The organism is Thiococcus pfennigii (genome assembly GCF_016583835.1).
Lineage (GTDB): Bacteria > Pseudomonadota > Gammaproteobacteria > Chromatiales > Chromatiaceae > Thiococcus > Thiococcus pfennigii.
The window spans coordinates 1-20,959 of record NZ_NRRW01000028.1 but is presented as its reverse complement, the minus strand read 5'-3'; the positions used below and the strand labels follow the sequence as shown (position 1 = coordinate 20,959).

The window sequence follows — 20,959 nt, the reverse complement described above, 5'->3', positions numbered from 1 at the left end:
GCCAACGACGGCATCCCGCGAGCGAGAGCGACCGGAGGGTATCCGCGATGTCCACGAGCGATGATGCAGCCGGCGCGGCGCCGGCCTCCCGGCGCCAGGTAACCGAGATCCGGACCGACCTGAACCTGGCGCTCTCGGGGGGCTTCCTGGCGAGCGGCGTCGCGCTGATCCTGCTGCTGCCGGCCCTCGCCGATCGCCAGCCGGTCTGGGGGCTCCTCTGGATACCCTTCGTGATCGTGACCCCCACGCTGTGGGCACTGATCCACGAGGCGATCCACGGTTCGCTGCACCCGGTGCGGCGCTGGAACGACGGCCTCGGGCGGGCGCTCGGCATCCTGTTTGGCTCGCCGCTCGCGATCCTGCGCCTCGGCCATCTGGTCCATCATCGGGTCTACGGGCTGCCAGACGAGGCGCAGCCGGCCCGCGCCCGGCCCCGGATCCTCGCGGTCCCACTGCACTACCTGCGCCTCGCCGGCGGCCTGTACCTGCTCGAGGTCGCCGCCATCGTCCTCGCGCTGTTGCCGCGCCCAACGCTGCGCTGGATCGCCCGGCAGGCAGCGCGCCGCCACCCGCTCGGCGAGCGGGCGCTGCTCGACCAGACCGAACGCGGGCTGCTGACAACGCCGATCCTGACACGGCTGCGCGTCGACGCCCTGCTGATCGTCGTCCTCTACGGCACCGGGCTCCTGCTCTACGGCGCGCAGGTCTGGATGCTGCTCGCGGCGGTGGCCGGGCGCGGGGCGCTCGTCTCCTTCATGGACAACATCTACCACCACAGCCCGGCCGGCGACCCGCGGCGCACGATGGACCTGACCTTGCCGGGCTGGGCCTCGGGCGCGATCCTCCACGCGAACCTGCACGCCGTGCACCACCGCCGGCCCGACATCCCCTGGTCCGGCCTGCCGCTCGCGGGCGCGCGGTATCCGGACATGCCGCGGCGGCCGTTCGCCGCGATCGCCTGGGAGCAACTCGCACGGCCGACAGCCTAGTACGATCGGAGCAGCCCCCATGGACAAGCCCTTCTACCCCTCCAGCGACGAGAACAAGGCGCCGATCCTCGCCGTCATCGCCCCGCGGCTGGGTACCGCGCGACGCCTGCTCGAGATCGGCAGCGGCACCGGCCAGCACGCGGTGCACTTCGCGACGGCCCTGCCGCACCTGATCTGGCAGTGCAGCGACGTCCCGGAGCAACTCGCCGGGATCGGACTCTGGGTCACCGAGGCGCGGCTCGCGAACCTGCCGCCGCCGATCGCCCTCGACGTCGACAGCACCTGGCCGGACGGGCCGTTCGATGCCGTCTTCAGCGCCAATACTGCGCACATCCTATCGCTCGCCCAAGTCGCACGGATGTTCGCTGGCGTCGGCCGGCTGCTCCCGCCGGGCGGCCTCTTCCTGCTCTACGGCCCCTTCTGCCGCGGCGGGCGACACCAGAGCGAGAGCAACGTCGCCTTCGACGCCTGGCTGCGCCGCCGCGACCCGGCCAGCGGCGTGCGCGACCTGGACGACCTGGAGCGCTTCGCCGCGAGCGCCGGCCTGGGGTTGGCCGAAGACATCGCGATGCCGGTCAATAACCGCACCCTGGTCTGGCAGCGCCGGCGCAAAGGGGACTCGCCCCAATACGCACCATCGACCTGAGAAGAGCTCCCAGCCTCCAGCCTCCAGCCTCCAGCCTCCAGCTATCAGCCATTCACAATCAGCCACTTAGACATCGAGCGAAGATCTAGTGCAAGACTGCGCAATTCCCGAGACCGCACGCGGCGGCCTGCAACCCTGGCGTGGTAGGAGCCCGCTTGCGGGCGATCTTCGCCGCCGCGCGAGCTGCTCGCCCGCAAGCGGGCTCCTACGGTGCTCGGATCCTTAGGGTGACATGAAAGAGCGGCCTCGGTATTTCTGAAGCGAGACACAAGTGAAGATGTTCGGAGCTCGCCTGGCGGGTGAAGCCATCAGGCATCGAAAAGCGCGGCAAGACGACTGGAAGCAGCTGGTCGCTGGTCGCTGGCGGCCCTTTCTAGGATCAACCATCCTACGCGGAGGATCTGCCGATGAGCCCCACCCAGAACGACCTCGAGCGAGCCCGCCGGGCCTGGGCCTACCGCGGCCAGGCCCGACCGGCGTTCGCCGTCCTCCCCGGACCCGGCCAGGAATCGGTCTGGGACTATCCGCGCCCGCCGACCTACGTCCCTGATACCCGAACCGTCGAGCTGTACGCCGGCGACATCTGCATCGCCCGCACCGAGCGGGCGATCCGCGCGTTGGAGACCGGCAGTCCGCCGACCTTTTATCTCCCGCCCGAGGCGCTCGACCGGGATCGGCTCGTCGCCGCCGAGCGGCGCACCTTCTGCGAGTGGAAGGGCGAGGCGGAGTATTTCCACGTCCTCGGCGACGAGGGCCGCATCGACAACGCCCTGTGGCGCTATCCTCGTGCCACCGATGCGGCCGCCGCGATCGCCGGCTGGTTCTCCGCCTACCCGGCACTGCTGCGCTGCCTCGTCGCCGGCCAGCGCGCACGCCCGCAGGCCGGCGGTTATTACGGCGGCTGGATCACCGACGAGATCGTCGGCCCGTTCAAGGGCGAGCCCGGCACCGGGCACTGGTGAGCACGCCGGCTCAGCGCCCCGGGGCGTCGCCCCAGAGGAGCTTGTGGAGCTGGACCTGGAGGCGCACCGGCAGGCGATCGCGCAGGATCCAGTCGGCGAGTTGGGCCGGGGCCAGCTCGCCGGCCGCGGCCGAGAAGAGCACGGTGCCGTAGCGATCGAGTCCGCGGGCGTGCACCTGGGCAACGGCCCAGCGGTAGTCGGCCTCATCGCAGAGGACGATCTTGATCTGGTCCTGAGGGGTCAGCAGGGCCAGGTTCTCGTAGCGGTTGCGGTGCACCTCGCCGGAGCCCGGGGTCTTCAAGTCCATGACCTTGACGACGCGCGGGTCGACGCCGGTCAGGTCGAGCGCCCCGGCGGTCTCGAGCGAGACGAGGTGGCCGGCATCGCAGAGGGCCGTGAGGAGCGCGCGACAGGCGGGTTGGGCGAGCGGCTCGCCGCCGGTGACGCAGACGTGATGAACCTGGTAGGCGGCGACCTGTTCGAGGATGGCCGGGATGGACAGCCGCGTGCCGCCGCTGAAGGCATAGGCGCTGTCGCAGTAGCGACAGCGCAGCGGGCAACCGGTCAGGCGCACGAAGGCGGTGCGCTCGCCGACCGCGAGCCCCTCCCCTTGCAGCGAATGGAAGATCTCGGTGACGCGCAGGCGCGCGGCAGCCTCGTTCACGGTGGAGACCGGCGGACCCTCAACGGCCCTCGTCGCCCATGCGCGCCAGCCGGTCCGACGCCTGGCGCGCCTCGTTGCTGTTCGGATAGCGCGCGGTGATCGCCTCGAAGACGGCGCGGGCATCCTCGGGGCGGCCCTGTTCGGCATGGATATAGCCGACCTTGAGCATGGCGCCGGGTAGGCGGGCGCTCTGCGGATGGGCCGCGATCAGCCGGTCGTACTGGGCGATCGCATCGGCGTAGTCGCGGGTGACATAGTAGGTCTCGCCGAGCCAGAACAGGGCATCGTCCGCGTACTGCCCCTGCGGGTAGTCGCGCAACAGCGCCTCGAAGGCGGCGATGGCGTCCTCGTAGCGCCGTTCCTTGAGGAGGCCAAAGGCGGCCTGATAGGCCTCACGCTCGCTGCCGACCGAGGTCTCAGGCAGGGGCAGGAGCGGGACCCCACCGGCCGCGCCCGCGCCGAGCGCCTCGCCATCGGTCCGGTTCGCCTCAGCAGCACCCCAGCGCTCGCCGCCCGGCGGCGACAGGTCGAGATCGGCCAGGCCCCGGCCGTCCGACGGTGCCGCGGCACCCTCCGGCTGGCCGGCTGGTTGGCGCTGGAGGAGGTCGAGGACATGCTGCTGGGTCTCGACCTGGCCGCGCAGGTCCTGGACCTCCTGGCGCAACCGCTGCACCTCGAGCAACAGCTCGGACGGCGCCTGGTTGTCGAGGATCCGCTCCAGGCGCGCGACGCGCGCCTCCAGCTGGGCCTCGGCACCGGCCGGCACGATCGACAGACCGCCGGAGACCAGCGTGACGAGGGCGAGACCTTGGATCGGGCGCATTTCAGCCTCCTTGGTAGTCCAGTTCCGCGCGCCGGTTTCTCGACCAGGACGACTCGCCTTGGCCCGGGCTGGAGGGCTTCTCCTCGCCATAGCTCAGGGTGTCGAGCTGCGCCTCCCGCACCCCCTCGGCGATCAGGAACCGGCGCACGGCGTTGGCCCGCTGATCGCCGAGCGCGAGGTTGTACTCGCGGGTGCCGCGCTCGTCGGTATGGCCCTCGATCGTGACCCGGTTGTCCGGGTGTCTCGCAAGCCAATCGGCGTGGGTGCGCAACAGCGGCACGTACTCGGACGGTATGTCGCTGCGGTCGTAGCCGAAATAGATGACTCGACGGTAGATGGGGCTCGTCGGATTCTCCCAGGGGGCGGGCTGGAGGGCCTGGTCGCTGTCGATACCGGCGGTCATTGCGCCGTGGGCCGGCGACGAGGTCTCCGGGGCCTTGGGGGGCTTGGGCGTGGTCCCGCAGCCGCCCAGGACCAGGGCGATCAACGCGATCGACAGGACGGTGCGAACGGATCTGTCCACAGGGCTCTCCTCACTCGACGAACGGGGACCAGGCGGGTTCGCGCACCTCGCTCGCCTCCTGGGAGAGCCGCTGGGTGACGCTGCCATCGACGGAGGTGGCGGCCAGGACGCCGCGCCCATTGTGCCGAGTGGCATAAATTATCATGCTGCCGTTGGGCGCGAAACTCGGCGACTCGTCGAGCGGACCGCCGCTCAACAGTTGCAGATCGTTGCGTACCAGGTCGAGGCGTGCGATCCGGAAGCGGCCGTCCACCCGGGTAACCAACGCCAACGAACGCCCGTCCGGGGCGAAGCTCGCGCGGGCGTTGTAGTCGTTACGAAAGGTCACCCGCTCAGCCGTGCCGCCGGCCGAGGAGACCCGGTAGATCTGCGGCTGGCCGCCGCGATCGGAGGTGAAGACGATCGTGTTGCCGTCGGGCGAGAAGGCCGGCTCGGTGTCGATCGCATAGTGGTCGGTAAGGCGGCGCAGCTCGCGGGTGATCAGATCGAGGACATAGATCTCGGCGTTGCCATCCTTCGACAGCGTCATCGCCAGGCGGTTGCCGTCGGGCGAGAACGCAGGCGACCCGTTGATGCCGCGATAGCTCGCAAGGAGCTCCCGACGCCCGCTCGCGAGCTCCTGGAGATAGATGTTGGAACGCCCGTTCTCGAACGAGACATAGGCGAGACGTCGCCCATCCGGGGTCCAGGCCGGCGACATGATCGGCTCGCGCGAGGAGACGGTGGTCTGCGGATTGTGACCATCGGCATCGGCGACGCGCAGCGTCGTGCGCCGCCCGTCGCCCTCCGCCTCGACCGTGACATAGGCGATGCGGGTCGAGAAGACGCCCTGCTGGCCAGTCAACTCCTCGTAGATCGCATCGGCGAGGCGGTGGGCGGCGAGGCGCATCCCGGCCGCACTGGCCGGCATCGACAGGGCGGCGAGTTGGTCGCCGCTGAAGACGTCGAAGAGGACGCTGTTGATCTGAAAGCCCGCGAGCGAGCCGGGCACGACCTCGCCGATGACCAGGCTGTTGATGCCGAGCAGACGCCACTCGCGCAGGTCGACCTGCTCGGGACGGTGCGGCGTGGTCAGCATCTCCCGCGTCGGCATTGCCCGAAAGCGGCCGGTGCGCGCCAGGTCGGCAGCGATGACGGCGGCGACATCGACGGGCGGGGCGAGCCCCTGGGCCGCGCCGAACGGAACCACCGCGATCGGCTGGGCACCCTCGACACCGCCGGTGACCTCGATGGTCAGCTCGGCACGGACCGAAGACAGCCCGCCGAGCGCGAGCGCGAGCAGGAGCAACAGGGATCGATACATGGCGTGCTCTACCTTGGTTTCGGTGTGAACAGGAAGCGGAATCTGCGGAAGGACTCGAAGTCCGCCCCCGACGGCACCGGCAGCGGCGACGCCTTGTAGATCGCGGCGACGACCGATCGATCATAGGCCGCGTCGCCGCTGCTCTCGACCAGATCGACGCCAACCACCTCGCCGCCGGGGGCCAGCTGCACGCCGATCAGGCATGCGGGGTCACCCGCGTTGCCGGGCGGCCGGATCCAAACCCGCCGGACGTGGTCCTGGATCGCGGCGACATAGGGCGAGAGGTCCGTCGTCGTGCCACTGCCCCCGCGCGGCGCGCGGCTCTCCTCGACGACCGCCTCCTCCGCCGCGAGGGCCTGCAGCAAGGCCGCCTCGTCGCGGGCCTGCCGGTCGAGCTCGGCCTGGCGGCGCGCCTCGCGCTCGGCCGCCTCCCGTTCTGCGGCCAGACGCTCGGCCTCGCGCCGAGTCTGCTCCGCGGCCTGACGTTCCGCTTCACGCCGTTGCGCGTCTTCTTCGGCCTGACGTCGTGCCCGTTCGACCGCCGCACGCTCCGCCGCGAGCCGCACCGCCTCGGCCTCACGCCGGGCGGCCTCCTCGGTCGCGCGCCGCGCCTGCTCGGCCGCCTCGTCGATGGCCTGCTCGGCCGGCGCCTCTTGGGGCCCGAGAACGGATTCGGGCTCAGGCTGGGGCTCGGGCTCAGGCTGGGGCTCGGGCTCAGGCTCAGGCTGCGACTCGGGCTCGCTCACACCGGCCACGGCCTGCCACTCGGCGATCCGTGCCGCCATGACCTCGTCGCCGACGAGGGTCGCGTCGACGACCCTCGGCCCCGACTGCGTCGGCTGGGGCCGCAACAGCCAGTCGTTGCCGACCAGCAGCAACACGAGCAACGCGAGATGCAGGCCGACCGATTGCCAGAGGGCGGCCCGATAGCGGCGATAGAGGGCCCGCATCGGGTCAGCGTTCGCCGGGCTCCGGCGCGCGCGTGATGAGGCCGACCTGCGGCGCCCCGGCGGCCTGGGCCACGACCATGGCCGCGACGACCCGCCCGTAGTCGACCTGGTTGTCGCCGCTGACCATCACGGGCGTACCGGGGCGCTCGTCGAGGATCGCGCGCAGCCGGCTGAAGAGTTGGCGCTCGTCGACCGGCTCGCTGCCCCGATCGCCGGCATCGAGATAGAGATCGCCGAACTGATCGACGGTGATCAGCGCCGGCCGGCTCGTCTCGCCCGCGATGATTCGGGCGCGCGCCTCGGGCAGGTCGACCTTGACCCCCTGCGTGATGAGCGGGGCGGTCACCATGAAGATCACCAGCAGCACGAGCATCACGTCGATATAGGGCACGACATTGATCTCGGCCATCAGGCGGCGGCGATTGCGGGCGTGTTTGAGCGGCATCGGGTCAAGGCTCCGTGGACAGCATGACGCGGGCACGCCGCTCAGGAGGACACGCGCTCCGCCCGCCCCTGGCGCTGGAGCAGGGTCGAAAACTCCTCCATGAACTCCTCGTAGCGGTTGTTCAGCCGTTCCACCTGGTTGGAGTAGCGATTGTAGGCGATGACCGCCGGGATGGCCGCGAACAGGCCGATGGCCGTGGCGACCAAGGCTTCGGAGATCCCCGGGGCGACCAGGGCGAGAGTCGCCTGCTCGACGTTGCCGAGCGAATGGAAGGCATGGATGATGCCCCAGACGGTGCCGAACAGGCCGACGTAGGGGCTGATCGAGCCGACCGTCGCGAGGAACGGGAGGCTGGTCTCGAGCCGGTCGAGATCGCGGCTCAGGGCCACCCGCATCGAGCGCTCGGCGCCGAGCAGCACGGCCATGTGGTCGCTGTCGGCGAGCTTGCGCAGGCGCACGTACTCCTTGAAACCGGCGCGGAAGATACCGGCGAGCCCGAGGCTGCCCTGCGTCTCCTGACCGAGATCGCGGTAGAGGGCCGCGAGGTCGCCGCCCGACCAGAAGCGCCGCTCGAAGGCATCGGCGGCGCGGCGTGCCTGACGCAACACGCGGCCGCGATCGAAGATGACGACCCAGGAGAGCACCGAGGCGCCGATCAGCAGCAGCAGGACCAGCTGCACCACCAGGCTCGCATGCAGCAGCAGATCGATGTAGGAAAGCTCGGTGCTCATTGGGCGATCTTCTCCAACAGCTCGTCGGGTATCCGTGCCGGACGCCAATCGTCCAAGCGCACACAGGCGATGCTCACCTCGGCCCGGGCGCAGCAACGGCCATTTGCGTCGCGCAGGATCTCTTGCTCGAAATCCAGGCCGGCCCGCCCACAGCGGGCGATCGCCGCAGTGACCGTCAGTTGGTCGTTGAACAGGGCCGGGGTCAGATAGGCGATCGCGGCCTTGCGCACCGCAAAAACCAACCCATGATGCTTGCGCAGGGCATCCTGCTCGAAACCCAACGCCCGCAGCCACTCGGTGCGGGCACGCTCGAAGAATTTGAGGTAGTTTGCATAGTAGACGACGCCGCCGGCATCCGTATCCTCGTAGTAGACACGGATCGGCCAGCGGAAGGTCGCCGAGGGCATCGTTTGGGCCACGTCGCGACTGCCAGGTCGGCATTCCAAGTAAAGGGACACGATGATACTGGAACACGGCGGGCTCGGCACCCAAGAGGGGGAAGAATCATGAATTTTCCACGGTGCCCTTGACGGGCCGGCGGCATCGCCTAGCATCGCAGCTAGTCCAGCCGCGCAGGCGTTCTCGATCCCGGTCGTTGCACGGGTCCCGTCGGCACCCCACTTCACGACCCGCCGGGCGATGCCCGCAGGACGGCGCTAGACAGCAGCGGAACACACAAGAAAGACGCGCTTCAATCGGCCACGCGGACGACCCTGGACGGACGCCCCGTGCGGCTTGCGCGGCTCGACCACGAGGGGCAACGGCCAGCACGATGGCGGAAACCACCCTCTGACCTGCCCAAGCGATCAGACTTGACACGTGATGGGCACTTCGATCAATCGCGACATCACCTTGGAGTCCCCTTATGGCACGCATCGTCATCCTCGGCGCAGGCATCTCGGGCCACACAGTGGCGCGATACCTGAACAAATGGATCGGGAAAAAGCATCAGGTCGTGGTCGTCTCCCCCAGACCACAGTGGAACTGGGTCCCGTCGAACATCTGGGTCGGGGTCGGCGAGATGAAGGAGGAGCAGGTGACGTTCGACCTGGCCCCGATCTACGAACGGATCGGCGTCGAGTTCCACCTCGCGCGGGCCGTCTCGATCCACCCCGAAGGGGGCGCGGAGAGCGAGTCGCCCTACGTGATGGTCGAGTACACGGATCCGCAGCGGGCTGGGCAGACCGCCCGCATCGACTTCGACTACCTGGTCAACGCGACCGGCCCCAAGCTGAACTTCGGCGCCACGCCGGGACTCGGACCCGACGACGGCTACACGGTCTCGGTATGCCTGCCGAACCACGCCGTCGAGGCCAACGAGCGCCTCCAGGCGATGATCGCCGACATGAAGGCCGGCCATGAGCGCAACATCGTCGTCGGCACCGGTCACGGAATGTGCACATGCCAAGGTGCCGCCTTCGAGTACATCTACAACATCGACCACGAACTGCGTGCCGCCGGGGTGCGTGACAAGGCACGCCTCACCTGGATCAGCAACGAGTACGAGCTCGGCGACTTCGGCATGGGCGGCGTGTACATCAAGCGCGGCGGCTACGTCCAGAGCGGCAAGATCTTCGCCGAGTCGCTGATGGTCGAGCGCGGCATCGGCTGGATCACGCGTGCCCACGTCCAACGCATCGAGCCCGGCAAGATCCACTACGAACTGCTCGACGGCACGACGGGCGAGCTCGACTTCGACTTCGCGATGCTCATCCCGCCGTTCGCCGGCGTCGGCCTGAAGGCCTTCGACAAGGCCGGCGAGGACATCACGGGCGAGGTCTTCGCACCGAACGGCTTCATGAAGGTCGATGCCGACTACACGCCCAAGCCCTTCGAGGAGTGGAGCAAGACGGACTGGCCGCGCACCTACCAGACGCCGAAGTACAAGCACATCTTCGCCGTCGGCATCGCCTTCGCGCCGCCGCACCCGATCAGCAAGCCGATGAAGAGCGTCAACGGCACCCCGATCAGCCCGACCCCGCCGCGCACCGGGATGCCCTCGGCCAACATGGGCAAGGCCGTCGCGGCGAGCATCCGCGACATGCTCAAGGGCGCCTCGGCACCGACGCACACGGCCTCGATGGCCGAGATCGGCGCCGCCTGCCTCGCCTCGACCGGCTCGGACATCGTCAAGGGCACGGCCGCGACCATGACCGTCTTCCCGGTCGTGCCGGACTATGAGACCTACCCCGAATACGGTCGCGACATGAATCTCACCTTCGGCGAGGTCGGCCTCGCGGGACACTGGATGAAGTACATCCTGCACCACGTGTTCATCTACCAGGCCAAGCTCCGGCCGGGCTGGTCGATCCTCCCCGATTGAGCCGCCATCCGGAGAACCGGGCGATTCGCCCCACCCACAGCGAGACAGCATCATGGCAGCGAAGAACCGCGAACCCTATCAGAAGGCCTCCTATGCGCCGGTACCGACCCGATTCACCCGATACATGCGCACCTCCCTCTTCTGGCAATTCTGGCGCTTCATCGTCATCAACCTGAAGTTCCTGCGCCTGATGCGTTCGGCCGAATGACGGCGGGCGACGCGAGGCCCGGGCGGGGCAGGGAGGCCCCACCGCCGTGCGCCGGAAAACCCTGCCCGCGCATTGAAATCGCACCGCGTCGAGCGTAGCATCGCCGCCGCTTTCGCCGATGGCGAGGCGGCAACGGCCAACAGGATCCCGATCTCGCGCCGGCAGATCCAGGCGCACGGCGCCCACGAGCGAGGCGACCGGGTCCACCGACGCGTGATCTTCTCCCGTCTCTTCAGGGGACCTTGAAGAATTGCCATCCGGGCAATGTTTCAAGACGCGACGCGAAAATGCGACTTCCGCCTCGCTTCATTTTCAGTCGCTTAGGCGACTGAAGATGGCGGGGCATCCTTGCCCCGCGCGGGCAGCTTGTATCTTTCGAGGTGCCCTTCAGGGCCGCACGGCGACCCCCGCCGTTCGGCACCGCCGCACGCTCGGCGAACGAGCGACGACTTACCCCGACATCATTCTGTATCGATGAAGGAGCTTGAGGTAATGAGTAAAGACCTGCTGATCGTCATGATGGCCGCCTGGCTCATCCTTGCCGTGGCCATGTTCAGTGGCCCATCGCAGGACTGGGTCCCGTCGCACCCGACGCCACCCGCCGCCCAGGCCGAATAACCGCCCGATCACACCCGGGCGGCACCCCGCCGATCGGCCGAGGGACGGAACTCCGCCTCCGCGGCTCGCGGCCGCCGAGGGCCAATCCGACCGTCGCGCGATGCCGTCCCGCCGTCGGCCGGCCACCGAGCCGGCCGGCCCCTCGCCACCGCGCCGCCCAGACGAGCGCGCGCGCCCGCCTCATCCGAGCAGCAACCGCAGCCCGACCAGCAACAGCAGGGCGCCGAAGAGGCGCCGGATCAGCGCGACCGGCAGCGTATGGGCCAGGTGCGCCCCGAGCGGGGCCGCCGGGACGCTCGCGAGGAGTATCGCGACGACCGCCGGCCAGTAGACGAAGCCGGTAGTCGCCGGCGGCAGCCCGGCGCGCGCCCAGCCGACGACGATGAAGCCGAGCGCCCCGGCCAGCGCCAGCGGCACGCCGCAGGCGCTCGAGGTCGCGACGGCCTGGCGCAGATCGACGCCGCCGCGCCCAAGCAAGGGCACCGTCAGGGTGCCCCCGCCGATCCCGACCAGCGCCGACAGGGTGCCGATGCCGGTACCGGCCGCGAAGAGCCGGGCGCCGCCTGGCAGCCGCCCCGCCGCCGCGGCGGTGCGACGAGCGAGCATCCGCAGGCCGACGAAGAGCAGGAACAGGGCGAAGACCCGCTTCAGCCAGACCTCGGGCAGGAGCCCGGCGATGGCCGCCCCGAGCCAGGCCCCGACGACGATGCCGGGGGCGAGGGCACGCACCAGGTCCCAGCGCACCGCGCCCCGACGGTGATGGGCATGCACCGAGGCGGCGCCTGTGCCGATGATGGTCGCGAGCGAGGTGCCGACCGCCAGGTGCGGGATCCATTCGGGCGGAAACCCCTGGTAGGCGAAGAGGAAGATCAGCACCGGCACGATGACGACCCCGCCACCGACGCCGAGCAGCCCGGCCATGACCCCGGCGACCAGCCCCGTGACCAGGTAGGCCGCCAGGTAGAGGGCCGACTGGCCGACCAGATCGCCCCCGCTCACGCCGCCCCCCCGCCGCACCGCGGCCGATCGGCCTTGCCCGGGACAGGACCCGTCGGGCGATAATGGACCGGCCAGCGCCCGCCCGCAGGACCGGACGCAGCGACGCTCCCCCTCGACCTCGTCACGAACGCCAAGCTGAACAATGAAAGAGACCCCCATTTGCCTCATCGGCGCTACCGGCTTCGTCGGTCGGCACCTGATCCATCGGCTCGCCCGCGACGGCCACCCGTGCCGCCTCCTGGTCCGCCGGCCCGAGCGCCACCGGGACCTGCGCCTGATCCCCGGCCTCGATGTGCGCGGCGTCGACCCATTCGACCCGGACGCCCTCGCCGGCCACCTGGCCGGCTGCGGCACCCTCGTCAACCTGGTCGGCATCCTCAATGAGACCGGGGCGGACACCTTCGAACGCGTCCATGTCGAACTCGTCGCACGCCTGATCGCGGCCGCCCAGGCGGCCGGCGTCGGACGCTTCCTGCAGATGAGCGCGCTGAATGCCGATGCGACCGGCGGGGCCAGCCGCTATCTGCGCAGCAAGGGCGCCGGCGAGGACCTCGCCCACGCCGAGGGCGGTCGCACGATGGCCGTCACGAGCTTCCAACCGTCGGTGATCTTCGGCCGCGGAGATCACTTCTTCAATCGCTTCGCGTCGCTGCTGCGGGTCTCGCCCGGCCTCTTCCCGCTCGCCTGCCCGCAGGCCCGCTTCGCCCCCCTCTACGTCGGCGACCTGGTCGCGGCGATGACGGGCGCCCTCGACGACCCAGCGACCCACGGGCGGCGCTATCCGCTCTGCGGGCCGCGTGCCTTCACGCTGCAGGAGCTCGTCGAGTATACCGCCGCGACGATCGGCCGCCGCACCCGGGTGATCGGCCTCGACGAGCGGCTCTCGCGCCTCCAGGCACAGCTCTTCGAGCACCTGCCCGGCAAACCCTTCACGCTCGACAACTACCTGTCCCTGCAGACGCCGAGCGTCTGCGCCGAGGACGGACTGGCGGCCCTGGGCGTGCAGGCCACCGACATCACGGCCGTCGTGCCCGAGTACCTCGCCTGGCGGCGGACCTGAGCGGTCCGGGCCGACCAGGGCGGGCCGACCTGCGCGGGCGATCCGCTACAACCGCCCGCGCAGGTCGCGCAACGCGAAGCCGCACCAATCCCCGGCCAGTCCCTTGGTCAGCCCCATGACCTGGAACCGCTCGCCCATCGCCGAGGGCAGCACCAGCTGCTTGGCGCCGGCCGCCAGGTCGAGCGGGTCCTCGCTCGCCTCGGCGATCAGCCGGTCGAGCCCACAGCCGATCAGGAAGTGCGCCTGGGTAGCGTAGCCGGCGAGCGCCAGACCGGCCGCGGCGCCACCCTCGGCGACGGCCGTGAAGTCGACGTGGGCGGTGATGTCCTGGAGGCCGATGCGTCGATAGGGGTCGGCCTCGATGCCGTGGCGATAGTGACAGAGCAGGGTCCCCATCGGGCGCTCGACGCTGTAGAGCTCGCGGCGCGGGTAGCCGTAGTCGATCAGCAGCACCAGGGCCTGCTCGATGGCCGCCGCGAGGGCCGCGAGCCAGGGCGCGAGGCGCAGGTTGAGCTCACCGCGGTAGCCGGGGGCGCGGGCCAGCCCCTCGGCCTGAAGGGCCTGCACGGCGGCCGCGAGGCCCGGCGAGCGGGGTGCCTCGACCAGCCCCTCGAAGTCCGCGCCCGCGGGGCGCACCAGGATCTCACCGGGCGTGCCGTCGGCACGAATCGCGAAGCGATGGACCGGCATCGCATCGAGGACCTCGTTGGCCAAGACGACCCCGCGCAGGCCGCTCGGCAGGGTCGCGAGCCAGGTCACACGCCCCACCAGGTGCGGCACCCGGGCGGCGATCCGCTCGGCCTGGCGCCGTTGCAGATCGGGGCTGAGCTCCAGGATCAGATAGCGCCCCGGCAACGCACCGTCGCGCTCGAGTTGGGCCAGCAGCTCGGCAGCCAGGGCGCCGCTGCCGGCGCCGAACTCGAGGACATCGCCGCCCCCGAGCGCCGCCAGCGCCTCGAGGCACTGGCGCGCCAAGCAGCGGGCGAACAGCGGCGAGAGCTCGGGGGCGGTGACGAAGTCCCCAGCGGCACCCAGCTTGCGAGCCCCGGCCATGTAGTAGCCGAGCCCCGGGGCATAGAGGGCCAACTCCATGAAGCGGTCGAAGGCCAGCGCCCCGCCGGCCGCGGCCGCCTCCGCGCGGATCCGCTCGGCCAGCGCCTCGCTGTGGGCTCGGGCGACCTCGTCCAGGTCGTCGGGCGGGGTGCGCAGCATCTCGAAGGCTCCTCTCGGGTGGGTTGCCGATCGCCCCTGCGTTAGAATCGGGGCATCCTTCAGGGGACCCCGAGGGGCGGCCTTGCGAGCGTCCCGACCGAGCCCCTGCGATCCATCGTGCATTACACCCGGAGGTCACCCTTGGCGCCAACCCCGTCGCCCCTCGCCAACAAGGTCGCCTTCATCACGGGCGCGGCGCGACGCATCGGCGCCGCCGTGGCACGCCAGCTCCACGAGGAGGGGATGGACATCGTCCTGCACTACGGCCAGTCGCGCGACGCCGCCGAGGCGCTCGCCCGCGACCTCGACCGGATGCGGCCGAGTTCGGTCCTCTTGGTGCAGGCCGACCTGCGCCGCTGCGCCGCGTTCCCCGACCTGTTCCGCCAGATCCGCGCCTTCCGCGGCCGGCTCGACCTGCTGGTCAACAACGCCTCGGCCTTCTACCCGACACCGCTCGCCGCGGCCGGCGAGGCGCAGTGGGACGAGCTCGTCGACATCAACATGAAGGCGCCCTTCTTCCTCGCCCAGCAGGCCGCGCCGCTCCTGCGCGAGGCCGGCGGCTGCATCGTCAACCTGGTCGACATCCACGCCGAGCGCCCGCTCGCCGACCACCCGATCTACTCGATGGCCAAGGCCGGCAATGCGATGATGGTCAAGGCTTTGGCCCGTGCGCTCGGCCCCGAGGTGCGCGTCAACGGGGTCGCCCCCGGGGCCATCCTATGGCCCGAGCAGGGGCTCGACGAGGCGGCCCGCGACGAGATCCTCGCCCGCACCGCCCTGCGCCGCGCCGGCGACCCGCGCGACATCGCCCGCGCCATCCTCTATCTGGTGCGCGACGCCGACTATGTGACCGGCCAGATCCTGGCCGTCGACGGGGGCCGCACGATCCAGCAATAGGCGCCCCGGATCGCCCCCCGGACCTCTGAGGAGCCCGCCATGACGACCCACGACGAGACCAACCAAGCCGTGCCGCACGTCGGCCCGGAGCACAGCGCACCCTACCCGACGAGCCGCCTCGCCCCGGCCTTCCAGGCCCCGGAGCTCGCCGCCGAGATCGCCCGCGCCGAGGGCCTGCTCGGCGCCCGCACCGGCGCCAAGCTGCGCGTGATCGCCGATCAGATCAAGGCGCTCCAGGCCGAGGCCCGCAAGGTGCTCGACGAGGCCCGCGAGGAACAGGCGCTGACCCACGCCGAGTGTCACTTCAAGCGCCGCCCGGGCCAGGTCTACCACCTGTACCGACGCGCCGACGGGCGCACCTTCTTCTCGATGCTCTCACCGACCGACTGGGGCGAGACCCCGCCGCACGCATTCGTCGGTTCCTATCGCCTGGAGAACGACTACAGCTGGACCCCGGCCGAACGCCTCGCCGACGACGACGACACGGGCGCGATGATCGGGCAGTTGCTGCGCATCGGCGGCCTCGCGGGCGGCGACTGACGGGCGCGCCCTCAATCGAACGAGAACGCGACGCGCTCGAGCGGCTGTTCGGCCTGGGGGAAGACGGCCCAGAGCTCGGCATAGGTGCGGCCGTCGAACGGATGCCGTTCGTGCGGCGCGACCTCGGCGAGCGGGGCCAGGACGAAGGCGTATTGCAGGATGTCGGCGCGCGGCAGGGCATAGCCGTCGATCACGCCGACCCGCTCGCCGTAGGTCAGCAGATCCAGGTCGAGCGTGCGCGGGGCGTTCTTGTCGGCGCCCCGCTCACGGCCGAAGGCGGTCTCGATGGCGCGCAGCCAATCGTTGATGGCCGCGACCCCGAGATCGGTCTCGAAGCCGGCCACCAGGTTGTAGAAGGGTGGCCCGGCGGCGCCGACGGCGGCGCTCTCGTAGACCGACGACAGGACCGGATCGCCGGCCACCGCGCGCAGGCGGCGCACGGCCCCGCGCAGACTCGCGTCGCGATCGAGGTTGCTGCCGAGGCTGACCCAGACCCAAGGCACGGGCGCGCGGCCGGCTCAGGGGCGCACGCCGCGCTCGATGATCACGCCGACACCCTCGGCGTCGGTGACGGCACCCGCCTTGTTGACGGTGAGTCGCACCCAGGGTACGCCGAACTCCTCACGGACGATCTCGGCACAGCGCTCGGCCAGCGTCTCGACCAGCTCGAAGCGCCCCTCGCCGACGAACTGCTTGAGGCGCTTGGCGACGGCCTTGTAGTCGAGGGCATCGGCGATGTGGTCGGTCGCCGCGGCCCGGGCCACGTCGGCACCCATCTCCAGATCCAGGACGACCGACTGCCGGATCGCCTTCTCCCAGTCGTAGATGCCGATGACGGTCTCGATGCGCAGTCCGCGCAGAAAAACCAGATCCATGCCGTGCCTCCGGTCGTCAGGGAAAACCTTCGCCAAGGTGTGGGACGCCCGCCATATTGCAAGCCCGGCAGGCGGTGCGGCTTGCGGCTCGCTTGACCGGCCCCGGGTTTGCGATTCCAATGTGCGCCATGATCACTGCCATCCTGCTCGTCGGCGCCGCCTATCTGCTCGGTTCGGTCTCGAGCGCCATCGTCGTCTGCCGCCTGATGGGGCTGCCGGATCCGCGCACCCAGGGCTCGAACAACCCAGGGGCGACCAACGTCCTGCGCTTCGGCGGCAAGCGGGCCGCGGCCATCACGCTGCTCGGCGACAGCCTCAAGGGCCTGCTGCCGATGCTCGCCGGGCACCTGCTCGGGCTCGGGCCGACGGGCCTCGCGGCCGTCGGCCTGGCGGCCTTCCTCGGCCACCTCTACCCGGTCTTCTTCGGCTTCCAGGGGGGCAAGGGCGTCGCCACGGCCCTCGGCGTGCAGCTGGGTCTCTACTGGCCGATCGGCCTCAGCGTCGCCGCCATCTGGCTGTTCGTCGCCAAGGTCCTGAAGATCTCCTCGCTCTCGGCCCTGATCTCGATGGCCCTGGCGCCGCTGATCGTCTGGATCTTCTGGCCCGAGCCGGCCCTGGTCGGCGGCCAGTTCCTGATCAGCCTGCTCCTCTTCTGGCGCCACCGCACCAATATCCGCAACCTGCTGAACGGCGCCGAGGGCCGCATCCAGCTCGATGCCGAGCCCGAGGACTGACCACCCCCTCGGCTGTCAAGCCGCTTCAGGGCGACTCACACCGGCGGCAGGCTGGTCATCGGCCAGCGCGCCCGCGGGCTGAAGGCCAGCGGCTCGCACTGCCCGGTGCGCAGCCGCTGCCAGCCGGCGAAGGCGATCATCGCCCCGTTGTCGGTGCAGAGCCCGAGGCGCGGATAGAAGACCTCACCGCCCTCCTCGGCCATCATCTGCCCCATCCGCTCGCGCAGCCGCCGATTGGCGCTGACCCCGCCGGCCAGGATCAGGCGCCGCCGGCCGCCTTCGCGCACGGCCCGCCGGCACTTGATGACGAGGGTGTCGACGACCGCCTCCTCGAAGGCCCGGGCGATGTCGGCACGGGTCTGCGCGCGATCCGCCGCACGCGGCAGTTCTTCGTTGAGCGTCTGCAGCGTGAAGGTCTTCAGGCCGCTGAAGCTGAAGTCAAGCCCCGGGCGGTCGGTCATCGGTCGCGGGAACCGGTAGCGTCGCGGATCGCCCCGCTCGGCGAGCCGGGCGAGGTTCGGCCCGCCCGGATAGGGCAGCTCGAGGATCTTGGCCGTCTTGTCGAAGGCCTCGCCGGCCGCATCGTCGAGCGACTCGCCGAGGATCCGGTAGCGCCCGACCCCGGCGACGTCGACGAGCTGCGTGTGACCGCCGGAGACGAGCAGCGCGACGAAGGGGAAGGCCGGGGCCGGCTCTTCGAGGAGCGGCGCGAGCAGGTGCCCCTCCATGTGGTGGACGCCGAGCGCCGGCACCCCCCAGGCCCAGGCGAGGCTGCGCCCGAGCGCGGCGCCGACCAACAGGGCGCCGATCAGGCCCGGGCCAGCCGTGTAGGCGATGCCGTCGATATCGCCGGCGGCGAGCCCCGCCTCGGCGAGCACCTGGCGCACGAGCGGCAGGGTCTTGCGCACATGGTCGCGCGAGGCGAGCTCCGGGACCACGCCGCCGTATTCGGCGTGGATCTCGACCTGGCTGTAGACGGCGTTGGCCACCAGGCCGCGCTCGCCGTCGTAGACGGCGACCCCCGTCTCGTCGCAGGAGGTTTCGATGCCGAGGACTCGCATAGGTTGGACCGATCCGACTGTTATGAGGATTGAGATGGGGCCCCGCAGGCATCAGGGCACCTTGAAAAATTCAAGGTGCCCGCGCGGGGCAAGGATGCCCCCGCCATGTTCAGTCGCCTAAGCGACTGAACATGAAGCGAAGCGAAAATCGCATTTTCGGTTCGCGTCTTGAAAAATCGCCCGGATGGCAATTTTTCAAGGTCCCCATCAGGCGACCGCGCGGGCGAATCGGACTAGACTAGCGGCAGTGCCCCCGCGGGCCAACCGCCTGTAGCGCCCACCGCGTTGGCCACTTTGCATTCCTTTCGTCCTTGTGTAGAATTCCAGTTCTTTTTTCGACCCGAAGACGGCCCAGGAAAACCCCAAGTAGGACAATCTATGCCTAGCGTCCGCGTGAAAGAGAACGAACCCTTCGAAGTCGCCATGCGCCGTTTCAAGCGCTCCTGCGAAAAGGCCGGCGTGCTCGCCGAGGTCCGTCGCCGCGAGTTCTATGAAAAGCCCACCTCCGAGCGCAAGCGCAAGAAGGCCGCGGCCGTCAAGCGTCATCACAAGAAGCTCCAGCGCGAGGCCCGCCGCTGGGAGCGCGCCTACTGAGCGCCGCCTCATCGTCGAGCGCCCAGCCCCGCGTCATGCTCAAGCAGCGCATCCAAGACGACATGAAGGCCGCGATGAAGGCCGGCGACAAGCGTCGCCTGGGCGTCATCCGGCTCATCCTCGCGGCGATCAAGCAGCGCGAGGTCGATGAGCGCGTCGAACTCGACGACAGCCAGACCCTCGCCGTCCTCGACAAGATGGTCAAGCAGCGCCGCGACTCGGTCACCCAGTACGAGCAGGCGGGGCGCGAGGATCTCGCCGAGGTCGAGCGCTACGAGATCGAGGTCTGCCAGCAATATCTCCCCGAGGCGCTCGACGAGCAGGCATTGGCCGATCTCGTCGCCGCGGCGATCACCGCCACCGGCGCCGAATCGATGAAGGACATGGGCAAGGTGATGGCCGAGCTGCGCCCCCAGGTCCAGGGACGCGCCGACATGGGCGCCGTCAGCGCGATGGTGAAGCAACGGCTCGGGAGCTGACGACGGCGCCGCCCCGCCCTTTCTGCTAGCTTTCTTCGTATGGCCGGCAGAATCCCCCACGAGTTCATCGACGACCTCCTCGCGCGGGTCGACATCGTCGATGTGATCTCCCGTCGCCTCCAGCTGCGCAAGGCCGGCAAGGAATTCCAGGCCCGCTGCCCGTTTCACGACGAGAAGACCCCCTCCTTCACGGTCAGCCGCGAGAAGCAGTTCTATCACTGCTTCGGCTGCGGCGCCCACGGCTCGGCGATCGGCTTCTTGATGGAGTACGAGCGGCTGGGCTTCCGCGAGGCCGTCGAGGAACTCGCCCACCAGGCCGGCGTCGAGCTGCCGCTCGACGACCAGGCCCCGCGCGGCCCCGACCTGACGCCCCTTTACGAGACGCTGCAACGTGCCGCGGACCTCTATCGCCGCCAGCTGCGCGAGCACCCCAGCAGCCGGGCGGCCCGCGACTATCTGAGCCGGCGGGGCCTCAGCGACGAGATCATCGAGCGCTTCGGCCTCGGCTATGCCCCCGAGGGCTGGGACTTTCTCCGCGAGCGCCTCGGTCATGACCGCGACGCCCAAGAGCGCCTCGCCCAGGCCGGCCTCTTGGCCGAGCACGAACAGGGACGACGCTACGACCGCTTTCGCGATCGCATCATGTTCCCGATCCGCGACCAGCGCGGGCGGGTGATCGGCTTCGGCGGCCGCGTGCTCGGCGATCAAAGGCCCAAGTACCTCAATTCCCCGGAGACGGCCCTCTTCCACAAGGGTCAGGCGCTCTACGGCCTCTACGAGACCCACCAGCAGCGTCGCGCCCTCGATCGCCTGTTGATCGTCGAAGGCTACATGGACGTCATCGCGCTGGCCCAGTTCGGGATCCCCTATGCCGTCGCGACCCTCGGCACGGCGACGACCCCCGAGCACCTGCGCCGCCTGCTGAGGAGCGCCCCGGAGCTGATCTTCTGCTTCGACGGCGACCGCGCCGGGCGCGAGGCGGCCTGGAAGGCCCTGCAGACCGCCCTGCCCCAGGCGACCGGCCAGCAACAGATCCGCTTCCTCTTCCTGCCCGAGGGGGAAGATCCGGACACCCTCGTGCGCCGCGAGGGCCGCGACGGGCTCGAGCAGCGCCTCGCGGCCGCCACACCCTTGTCCGACGTCCTCTTCGAACACCTGACGCGCCAGGTCGACCTCGCGAGCGCCGAGGGCCGCGCCCGGCTCGCCGCGCTCGCCGAACCGCTGCTGAAGGACCTGCCACCGAGCCTCTACAAGCAACTGCTGCTGGACCGGCTCGCCGAACTCGCGCGCCTGCCGAGCCGCTACCTCCCCGCGGCCCAGCCC

Annotated in this window: 26 protein-coding genes; 13 read left to right on the top strand and 13 right to left on the bottom strand. The window is 70.1% G+C overall.

Annotation, left to right across the window (positions count from 1 at the left end; all coding sequences use genetic code 11):
* The first annotated feature begins 47 nt into the window (after positions 1 to 47).
* The 3 genes from CKO41_RS10665 to CKO41_RS10655 all read left to right on the top strand — a co-directional run bounded on the left by CKO41_RS10665 (position 48) and on the right by CKO41_RS10655 (position 2,597).
* Positions 48 to 989 (top strand): fatty acid desaturase, encoded by a 942-nt coding sequence (locus tag CKO41_RS10665; protein WP_200382202.1) that lies wholly within the window; start codon positions 48 to 50, stop codon positions 987 to 989.
* 19 nt (positions 990 to 1,008) lie between these two features.
* Positions 1,009 to 1,635 (top strand): DUF938 domain-containing protein, encoded by a 627-nt coding sequence (locus tag CKO41_RS10660; protein WP_200382201.1) that lies wholly within the window; start codon positions 1,009 to 1,011, stop codon positions 1,633 to 1,635.
* Positions 1,636 to 2,042: 407 nt separating this feature from the next.
* Positions 2,043 to 2,597, top strand: coding sequence for a DUF427 domain-containing protein (locus CKO41_RS10655; protein WP_200382200.1), 555 nt, complete (start codon positions 2,043 to 2,045; stop codon positions 2,595 to 2,597).
* Positions 2,598 to 2,607: 10 nt separating this feature from the next.
* Here the strand turns inward: CKO41_RS10655 and queE are convergent, their stop codons facing one another.
* From queE to ybgC, 8 genes are read right to left on the bottom strand one after another with little or no spacing between them, the layout of a single operon-like run.
* Positions 2,608 to 3,261, bottom strand: coding sequence for a 7-carboxy-7-deazaguanine synthase QueE (queE, locus tag CKO41_RS10650; protein WP_338115566.1), 654 nt, complete (start codon positions 3,259 to 3,261; stop codon positions 2,608 to 2,610).
* Between the two features lie 19 nt (positions 3,262 to 3,280).
* On the bottom strand, positions 3,281 to 4,084 hold the full coding sequence (gene ybgF, locus CKO41_RS10645; protein ID WP_200382196.1) for a tol-pal system protein YbgF: 804 nt from the start codon (positions 4,082 to 4,084) through the stop codon (positions 3,281 to 3,283).
* 1 nt (position 4,085) lies between these two features.
* On the bottom strand, positions 4,086 to 4,607 hold the full coding sequence (gene pal / locus CKO41_RS10640; RefSeq protein ID WP_200382194.1) for a peptidoglycan-associated lipoprotein Pal: 522 nt from the start codon (positions 4,605 to 4,607) through the stop codon (positions 4,086 to 4,088).
* A gap of 10 nt (positions 4,608 to 4,617) precedes the next feature.
* Positions 4,618 to 5,910 carry a Tol-Pal system beta propeller repeat protein TolB gene (gene tolB / locus CKO41_RS10635; protein WP_200382193.1) on the bottom strand — a complete coding sequence of 431 codons (1,293 nt, stop codon included), beginning with the start codon at positions 5,908 to 5,910 and terminating at the stop codon, positions 4,618 to 4,620.
* 8 nt (positions 5,911 to 5,918) lie between these two features.
* A complete protein-coding gene (gene tolA / locus CKO41_RS10630) occupies positions 5,919 to 6,860 on the bottom strand; it encodes a cell envelope integrity protein TolA (protein WP_200382192.1) in 942 nt (313 codons plus the stop codon).
* 4 nt (positions 6,861 to 6,864) lie between these two features.
* Positions 6,865 to 7,305, bottom strand: coding sequence for a protein TolR (gene tolR, locus CKO41_RS10625; RefSeq protein WP_200255162.1), 441 nt, complete (start codon positions 7,303 to 7,305; stop codon positions 6,865 to 6,867).
* A gap of 41 nt (positions 7,306 to 7,346) precedes the next feature.
* Positions 7,347 to 8,036 (bottom strand): protein TolQ, encoded by a 690-nt coding sequence (gene tolQ / locus CKO41_RS10620; RefSeq protein ID WP_200382191.1) that lies wholly within the window; start codon positions 8,034 to 8,036, stop codon positions 7,347 to 7,349.
* Complete coding sequence (gene ybgC, locus CKO41_RS10615; RefSeq protein ID WP_200382190.1) at positions 8,033 to 8,443, bottom strand: tol-pal system-associated acyl-CoA thioesterase; 411 nt, start codon at positions 8,441 to 8,443, stop codon at positions 8,033 to 8,035. The genes tolQ and ybgC overlap by 4 nt, the downstream gene beginning before the upstream one ends.
* A gap of 458 nt (positions 8,444 to 8,901) precedes the next feature.
* On the opposite strand from ybgC, the gene CKO41_RS10610 reads away from it, so the two are divergent.
* The 3 genes from CKO41_RS10610 (at position 8,902) to CKO41_RS18925 (ending at position 11,185) form a co-directional block, all read left to right on the top strand.
* Entirely contained in the window at positions 8,902 to 10,359 is a 1,458-nt protein-coding gene (locus CKO41_RS10610) for an NAD(P)/FAD-dependent oxidoreductase (RefSeq protein ID WP_200382189.1), read from the top strand.
* Positions 10,360 to 10,411: 52 nt separating this feature from the next.
* A complete protein-coding gene (locus CKO41_RS10605; protein ID WP_200255153.1) occupies positions 10,412 to 10,567 on the top strand; it encodes a hypothetical protein in 156 nt (51 codons plus the stop codon).
* A 492-nt stretch (positions 10,568 to 11,059) separates the two neighbouring features.
* A complete protein-coding gene (locus CKO41_RS18925) occupies positions 11,060 to 11,185 on the top strand; it encodes a hypothetical protein (RefSeq protein WP_276568936.1) in 126 nt (41 codons plus the stop codon).
* A 180-nt stretch (positions 11,186 to 11,365) separates the two neighbouring features.
* On the opposite strand, the gene CKO41_RS10600 is transcribed toward CKO41_RS18925, so the two are convergent.
* Positions 11,366 to 12,184, bottom strand: coding sequence for a sulfite exporter TauE/SafE family protein (locus tag CKO41_RS10600; RefSeq protein WP_338115565.1), 819 nt, complete (start codon positions 12,182 to 12,184; stop codon positions 11,366 to 11,368).
* Between the two features lie 142 nt (positions 12,185 to 12,326).
* Here CKO41_RS10600 and CKO41_RS10595 point away from each other — a divergent pair, with 142 nt between their 5' ends.
* A complete protein-coding gene (locus CKO41_RS10595; protein ID WP_200382186.1) occupies positions 12,327 to 13,244 on the top strand; it encodes a complex I NDUFA9 subunit family protein in 918 nt (305 codons plus the stop codon).
* Positions 13,245 to 13,289: 45 nt separating this feature from the next.
* Here the strand turns inward: CKO41_RS10595 and CKO41_RS10590 are convergent, their stop codons facing one another.
* A complete protein-coding gene (locus CKO41_RS10590; RefSeq protein ID WP_200382185.1) occupies positions 13,290 to 14,456 on the bottom strand; it encodes a class I SAM-dependent methyltransferase in 1,167 nt (388 codons plus the stop codon).
* 141 nt (positions 14,457 to 14,597) lie between these two features.
* Here CKO41_RS10590 and CKO41_RS10585 point away from each other — a divergent pair, with 141 nt between their 5' ends.
* Complete coding sequence (locus CKO41_RS10585) at positions 14,598 to 15,353, top strand: pteridine reductase (RefSeq protein WP_200382184.1); 756 nt, start codon at positions 14,598 to 14,600, stop codon at positions 15,351 to 15,353.
* A gap of 39 nt (positions 15,354 to 15,392) precedes the next feature.
* Positions 15,393 to 15,893: a DUF2452 domain-containing protein gene (locus CKO41_RS10580; protein WP_200254004.1), complete on the top strand. Its 501-nt coding sequence runs from the start codon at positions 15,393 to 15,395 to the stop codon at positions 15,891 to 15,893.
* A gap of 11 nt (positions 15,894 to 15,904) precedes the next feature.
* Here CKO41_RS10580 and folK read toward each other — a convergent pair whose 3' ends face one another.
* Positions 15,905 to 16,396 (bottom strand): 2-amino-4-hydroxy-6-hydroxymethyldihydropteridine diphosphokinase, encoded by a 492-nt coding sequence (gene folK, locus CKO41_RS10575; RefSeq protein ID WP_200382183.1) that lies wholly within the window; start codon positions 16,394 to 16,396, stop codon positions 15,905 to 15,907.
* Between the two features lie 15 nt (positions 16,397 to 16,411).
* Positions 16,412 to 16,768 (bottom strand): dihydroneopterin aldolase, encoded by a 357-nt coding sequence (folB, locus tag CKO41_RS10570; RefSeq protein ID WP_200382182.1) that lies wholly within the window; start codon positions 16,766 to 16,768, stop codon positions 16,412 to 16,414.
* 128 nt (positions 16,769 to 16,896) lie between these two features.
* Between folB and plsY the strand changes: the two genes are divergently transcribed.
* Positions 16,897 to 17,502 carry a glycerol-3-phosphate 1-O-acyltransferase PlsY gene (gene plsY, locus CKO41_RS10565; RefSeq protein WP_200254010.1) on the top strand — a complete coding sequence of 202 codons (606 nt, stop codon included), beginning with the start codon at positions 16,897 to 16,899 and terminating at the stop codon, positions 17,500 to 17,502.
* 35 nt (positions 17,503 to 17,537) lie between these two features.
* On the opposite strand, the gene tsaD is transcribed toward plsY, so the two are convergent.
* On the bottom strand, positions 17,538 to 18,563 hold the full coding sequence (gene tsaD / locus CKO41_RS10560; protein WP_200382181.1) for a tRNA (adenosine(37)-N6)-threonylcarbamoyltransferase complex transferase subunit TsaD: 1,026 nt from the start codon (positions 18,561 to 18,563) through the stop codon (positions 17,538 to 17,540).
* 378 nt (positions 18,564 to 18,941) lie between these two features.
* On the opposite strand from tsaD, the gene rpsU reads away from it, so the two are divergent.
* From rpsU to dnaG, 3 genes are all read left to right on the top strand, one after another.
* Entirely contained in the window at positions 18,942 to 19,157 is a 216-nt protein-coding gene (gene rpsU / locus CKO41_RS10555; RefSeq protein WP_200254014.1) for a 30S ribosomal protein S21, read from the top strand.
* Positions 19,158 to 19,192: 35 nt separating this feature from the next.
* Entirely contained in the window at positions 19,193 to 19,636 is a 444-nt protein-coding gene (locus tag CKO41_RS10550; RefSeq protein WP_200254016.1) for a GatB/YqeY domain-containing protein, read from the top strand.
* A 39-nt stretch (positions 19,637 to 19,675) separates the two neighbouring features.
* Positions 19,676 to 20,959 (top strand): DNA primase (gene dnaG / locus CKO41_RS10545; RefSeq protein WP_200382180.1); only part of this gene is annotated, 1,284 nt, incomplete at its 3' end.

Bases quoted from the DNA above. Each gene is read 5' to 3' on its own strand.
- tolB (WP_200382193.1), bottom strand. From the start codon at position 5,910: ATGTATCGATCCCTGTTGCTCCTGCTCGCGCTCGCGCTCGGCGGGCTG.
- CKO41_RS10595 (WP_200382186.1), top strand. From the start codon at position 12,327: ATGAAAGAGACCCCCATTTGCCTCATCGGCGCTACCGGCTTCGTCGGT.
- tolR (WP_200255162.1), bottom strand. From the start codon at position 7,305: ATGCCGCTCAAACACGCCCGCAATCGCCGCCGCCTGATGGCCGAGATC.
- ybgC (WP_200382190.1), bottom strand. From the start codon at position 8,443: ATGCCCTCGGCGACCTTCCGCTGGCCGATCCGTGTCTACTACGAGGAT.
- plsY (WP_200254010.1), top strand. From the start codon at position 16,897: ATGATCACTGCCATCCTGCTCGTCGGCGCCGCCTATCTGCTCGGTTCG.
- ybgF (WP_200382196.1), bottom strand. From the start codon at position 4,084: ATGCGCCCGATCCAAGGTCTCGCCCTCGTCACGCTGGTCTCCGGCGGT.
- tolA (WP_200382192.1), bottom strand. From the start codon at position 6,860: ATGCGGGCCCTCTATCGCCGCTATCGGGCCGCCCTCTGGCAATCGGTC.
- folB (WP_200382182.1), bottom strand. From the start codon at position 16,768: ATGGATCTGGTTTTTCTGCGCGGACTGCGCATCGAGACCGTCATCGGC.
- CKO41_RS10655 (WP_200382200.1), top strand. From the start codon at position 2,043: ATGAGCCCCACCCAGAACGACCTCGAGCGAGCCCGCCGGGCCTGGGCC.
- tsaD (WP_200382181.1), bottom strand. From the start codon at position 18,563: ATGCGAGTCCTCGGCATCGAAACCTCCTGCGACGAGACGGGGGTCGCC.
- CKO41_RS18925 (WP_276568936.1), top strand. From the start codon at position 11,060: ATGAGTAAAGACCTGCTGATCGTCATGATGGCCGCCTGGCTCATCCTT.
- CKO41_RS10580 (WP_200254004.1), top strand. From the start codon at position 15,393: ATGACGACCCACGACGAGACCAACCAAGCCGTGCCGCACGTCGGCCCG.
- CKO41_RS10610 (WP_200382189.1), top strand. From the start codon at position 8,902: ATGGCACGCATCGTCATCCTCGGCGCAGGCATCTCGGGCCACACAGTG.
- CKO41_RS10590 (WP_200382185.1), bottom strand. From the start codon at position 14,456: ATGCTGCGCACCCCGCCCGACGACCTGGACGAGGTCGCCCGAGCCCAC.
- CKO41_RS10660 (WP_200382201.1), top strand. From the start codon at position 1,009: ATGGACAAGCCCTTCTACCCCTCCAGCGACGAGAACAAGGCGCCGATC.
- CKO41_RS10550 (WP_200254016.1), top strand. From the start codon at position 19,193: ATGCTCAAGCAGCGCATCCAAGACGACATGAAGGCCGCGATGAAGGCC.
- rpsU (WP_200254014.1), top strand. From the start codon at position 18,942: ATGCCTAGCGTCCGCGTGAAAGAGAACGAACCCTTCGAAGTCGCCATG.
- tolQ (WP_200382191.1), bottom strand. From the start codon at position 8,036: ATGAGCACCGAGCTTTCCTACATCGATCTGCTGCTGCATGCGAGCCTG.
- CKO41_RS10665 (WP_200382202.1), top strand. From the start codon at position 48: ATGTCCACGAGCGATGATGCAGCCGGCGCGGCGCCGGCCTCCCGGCGC.
- CKO41_RS10605 (WP_200255153.1), top strand. From the start codon at position 10,412: ATGGCAGCGAAGAACCGCGAACCCTATCAGAAGGCCTCCTATGCGCCG.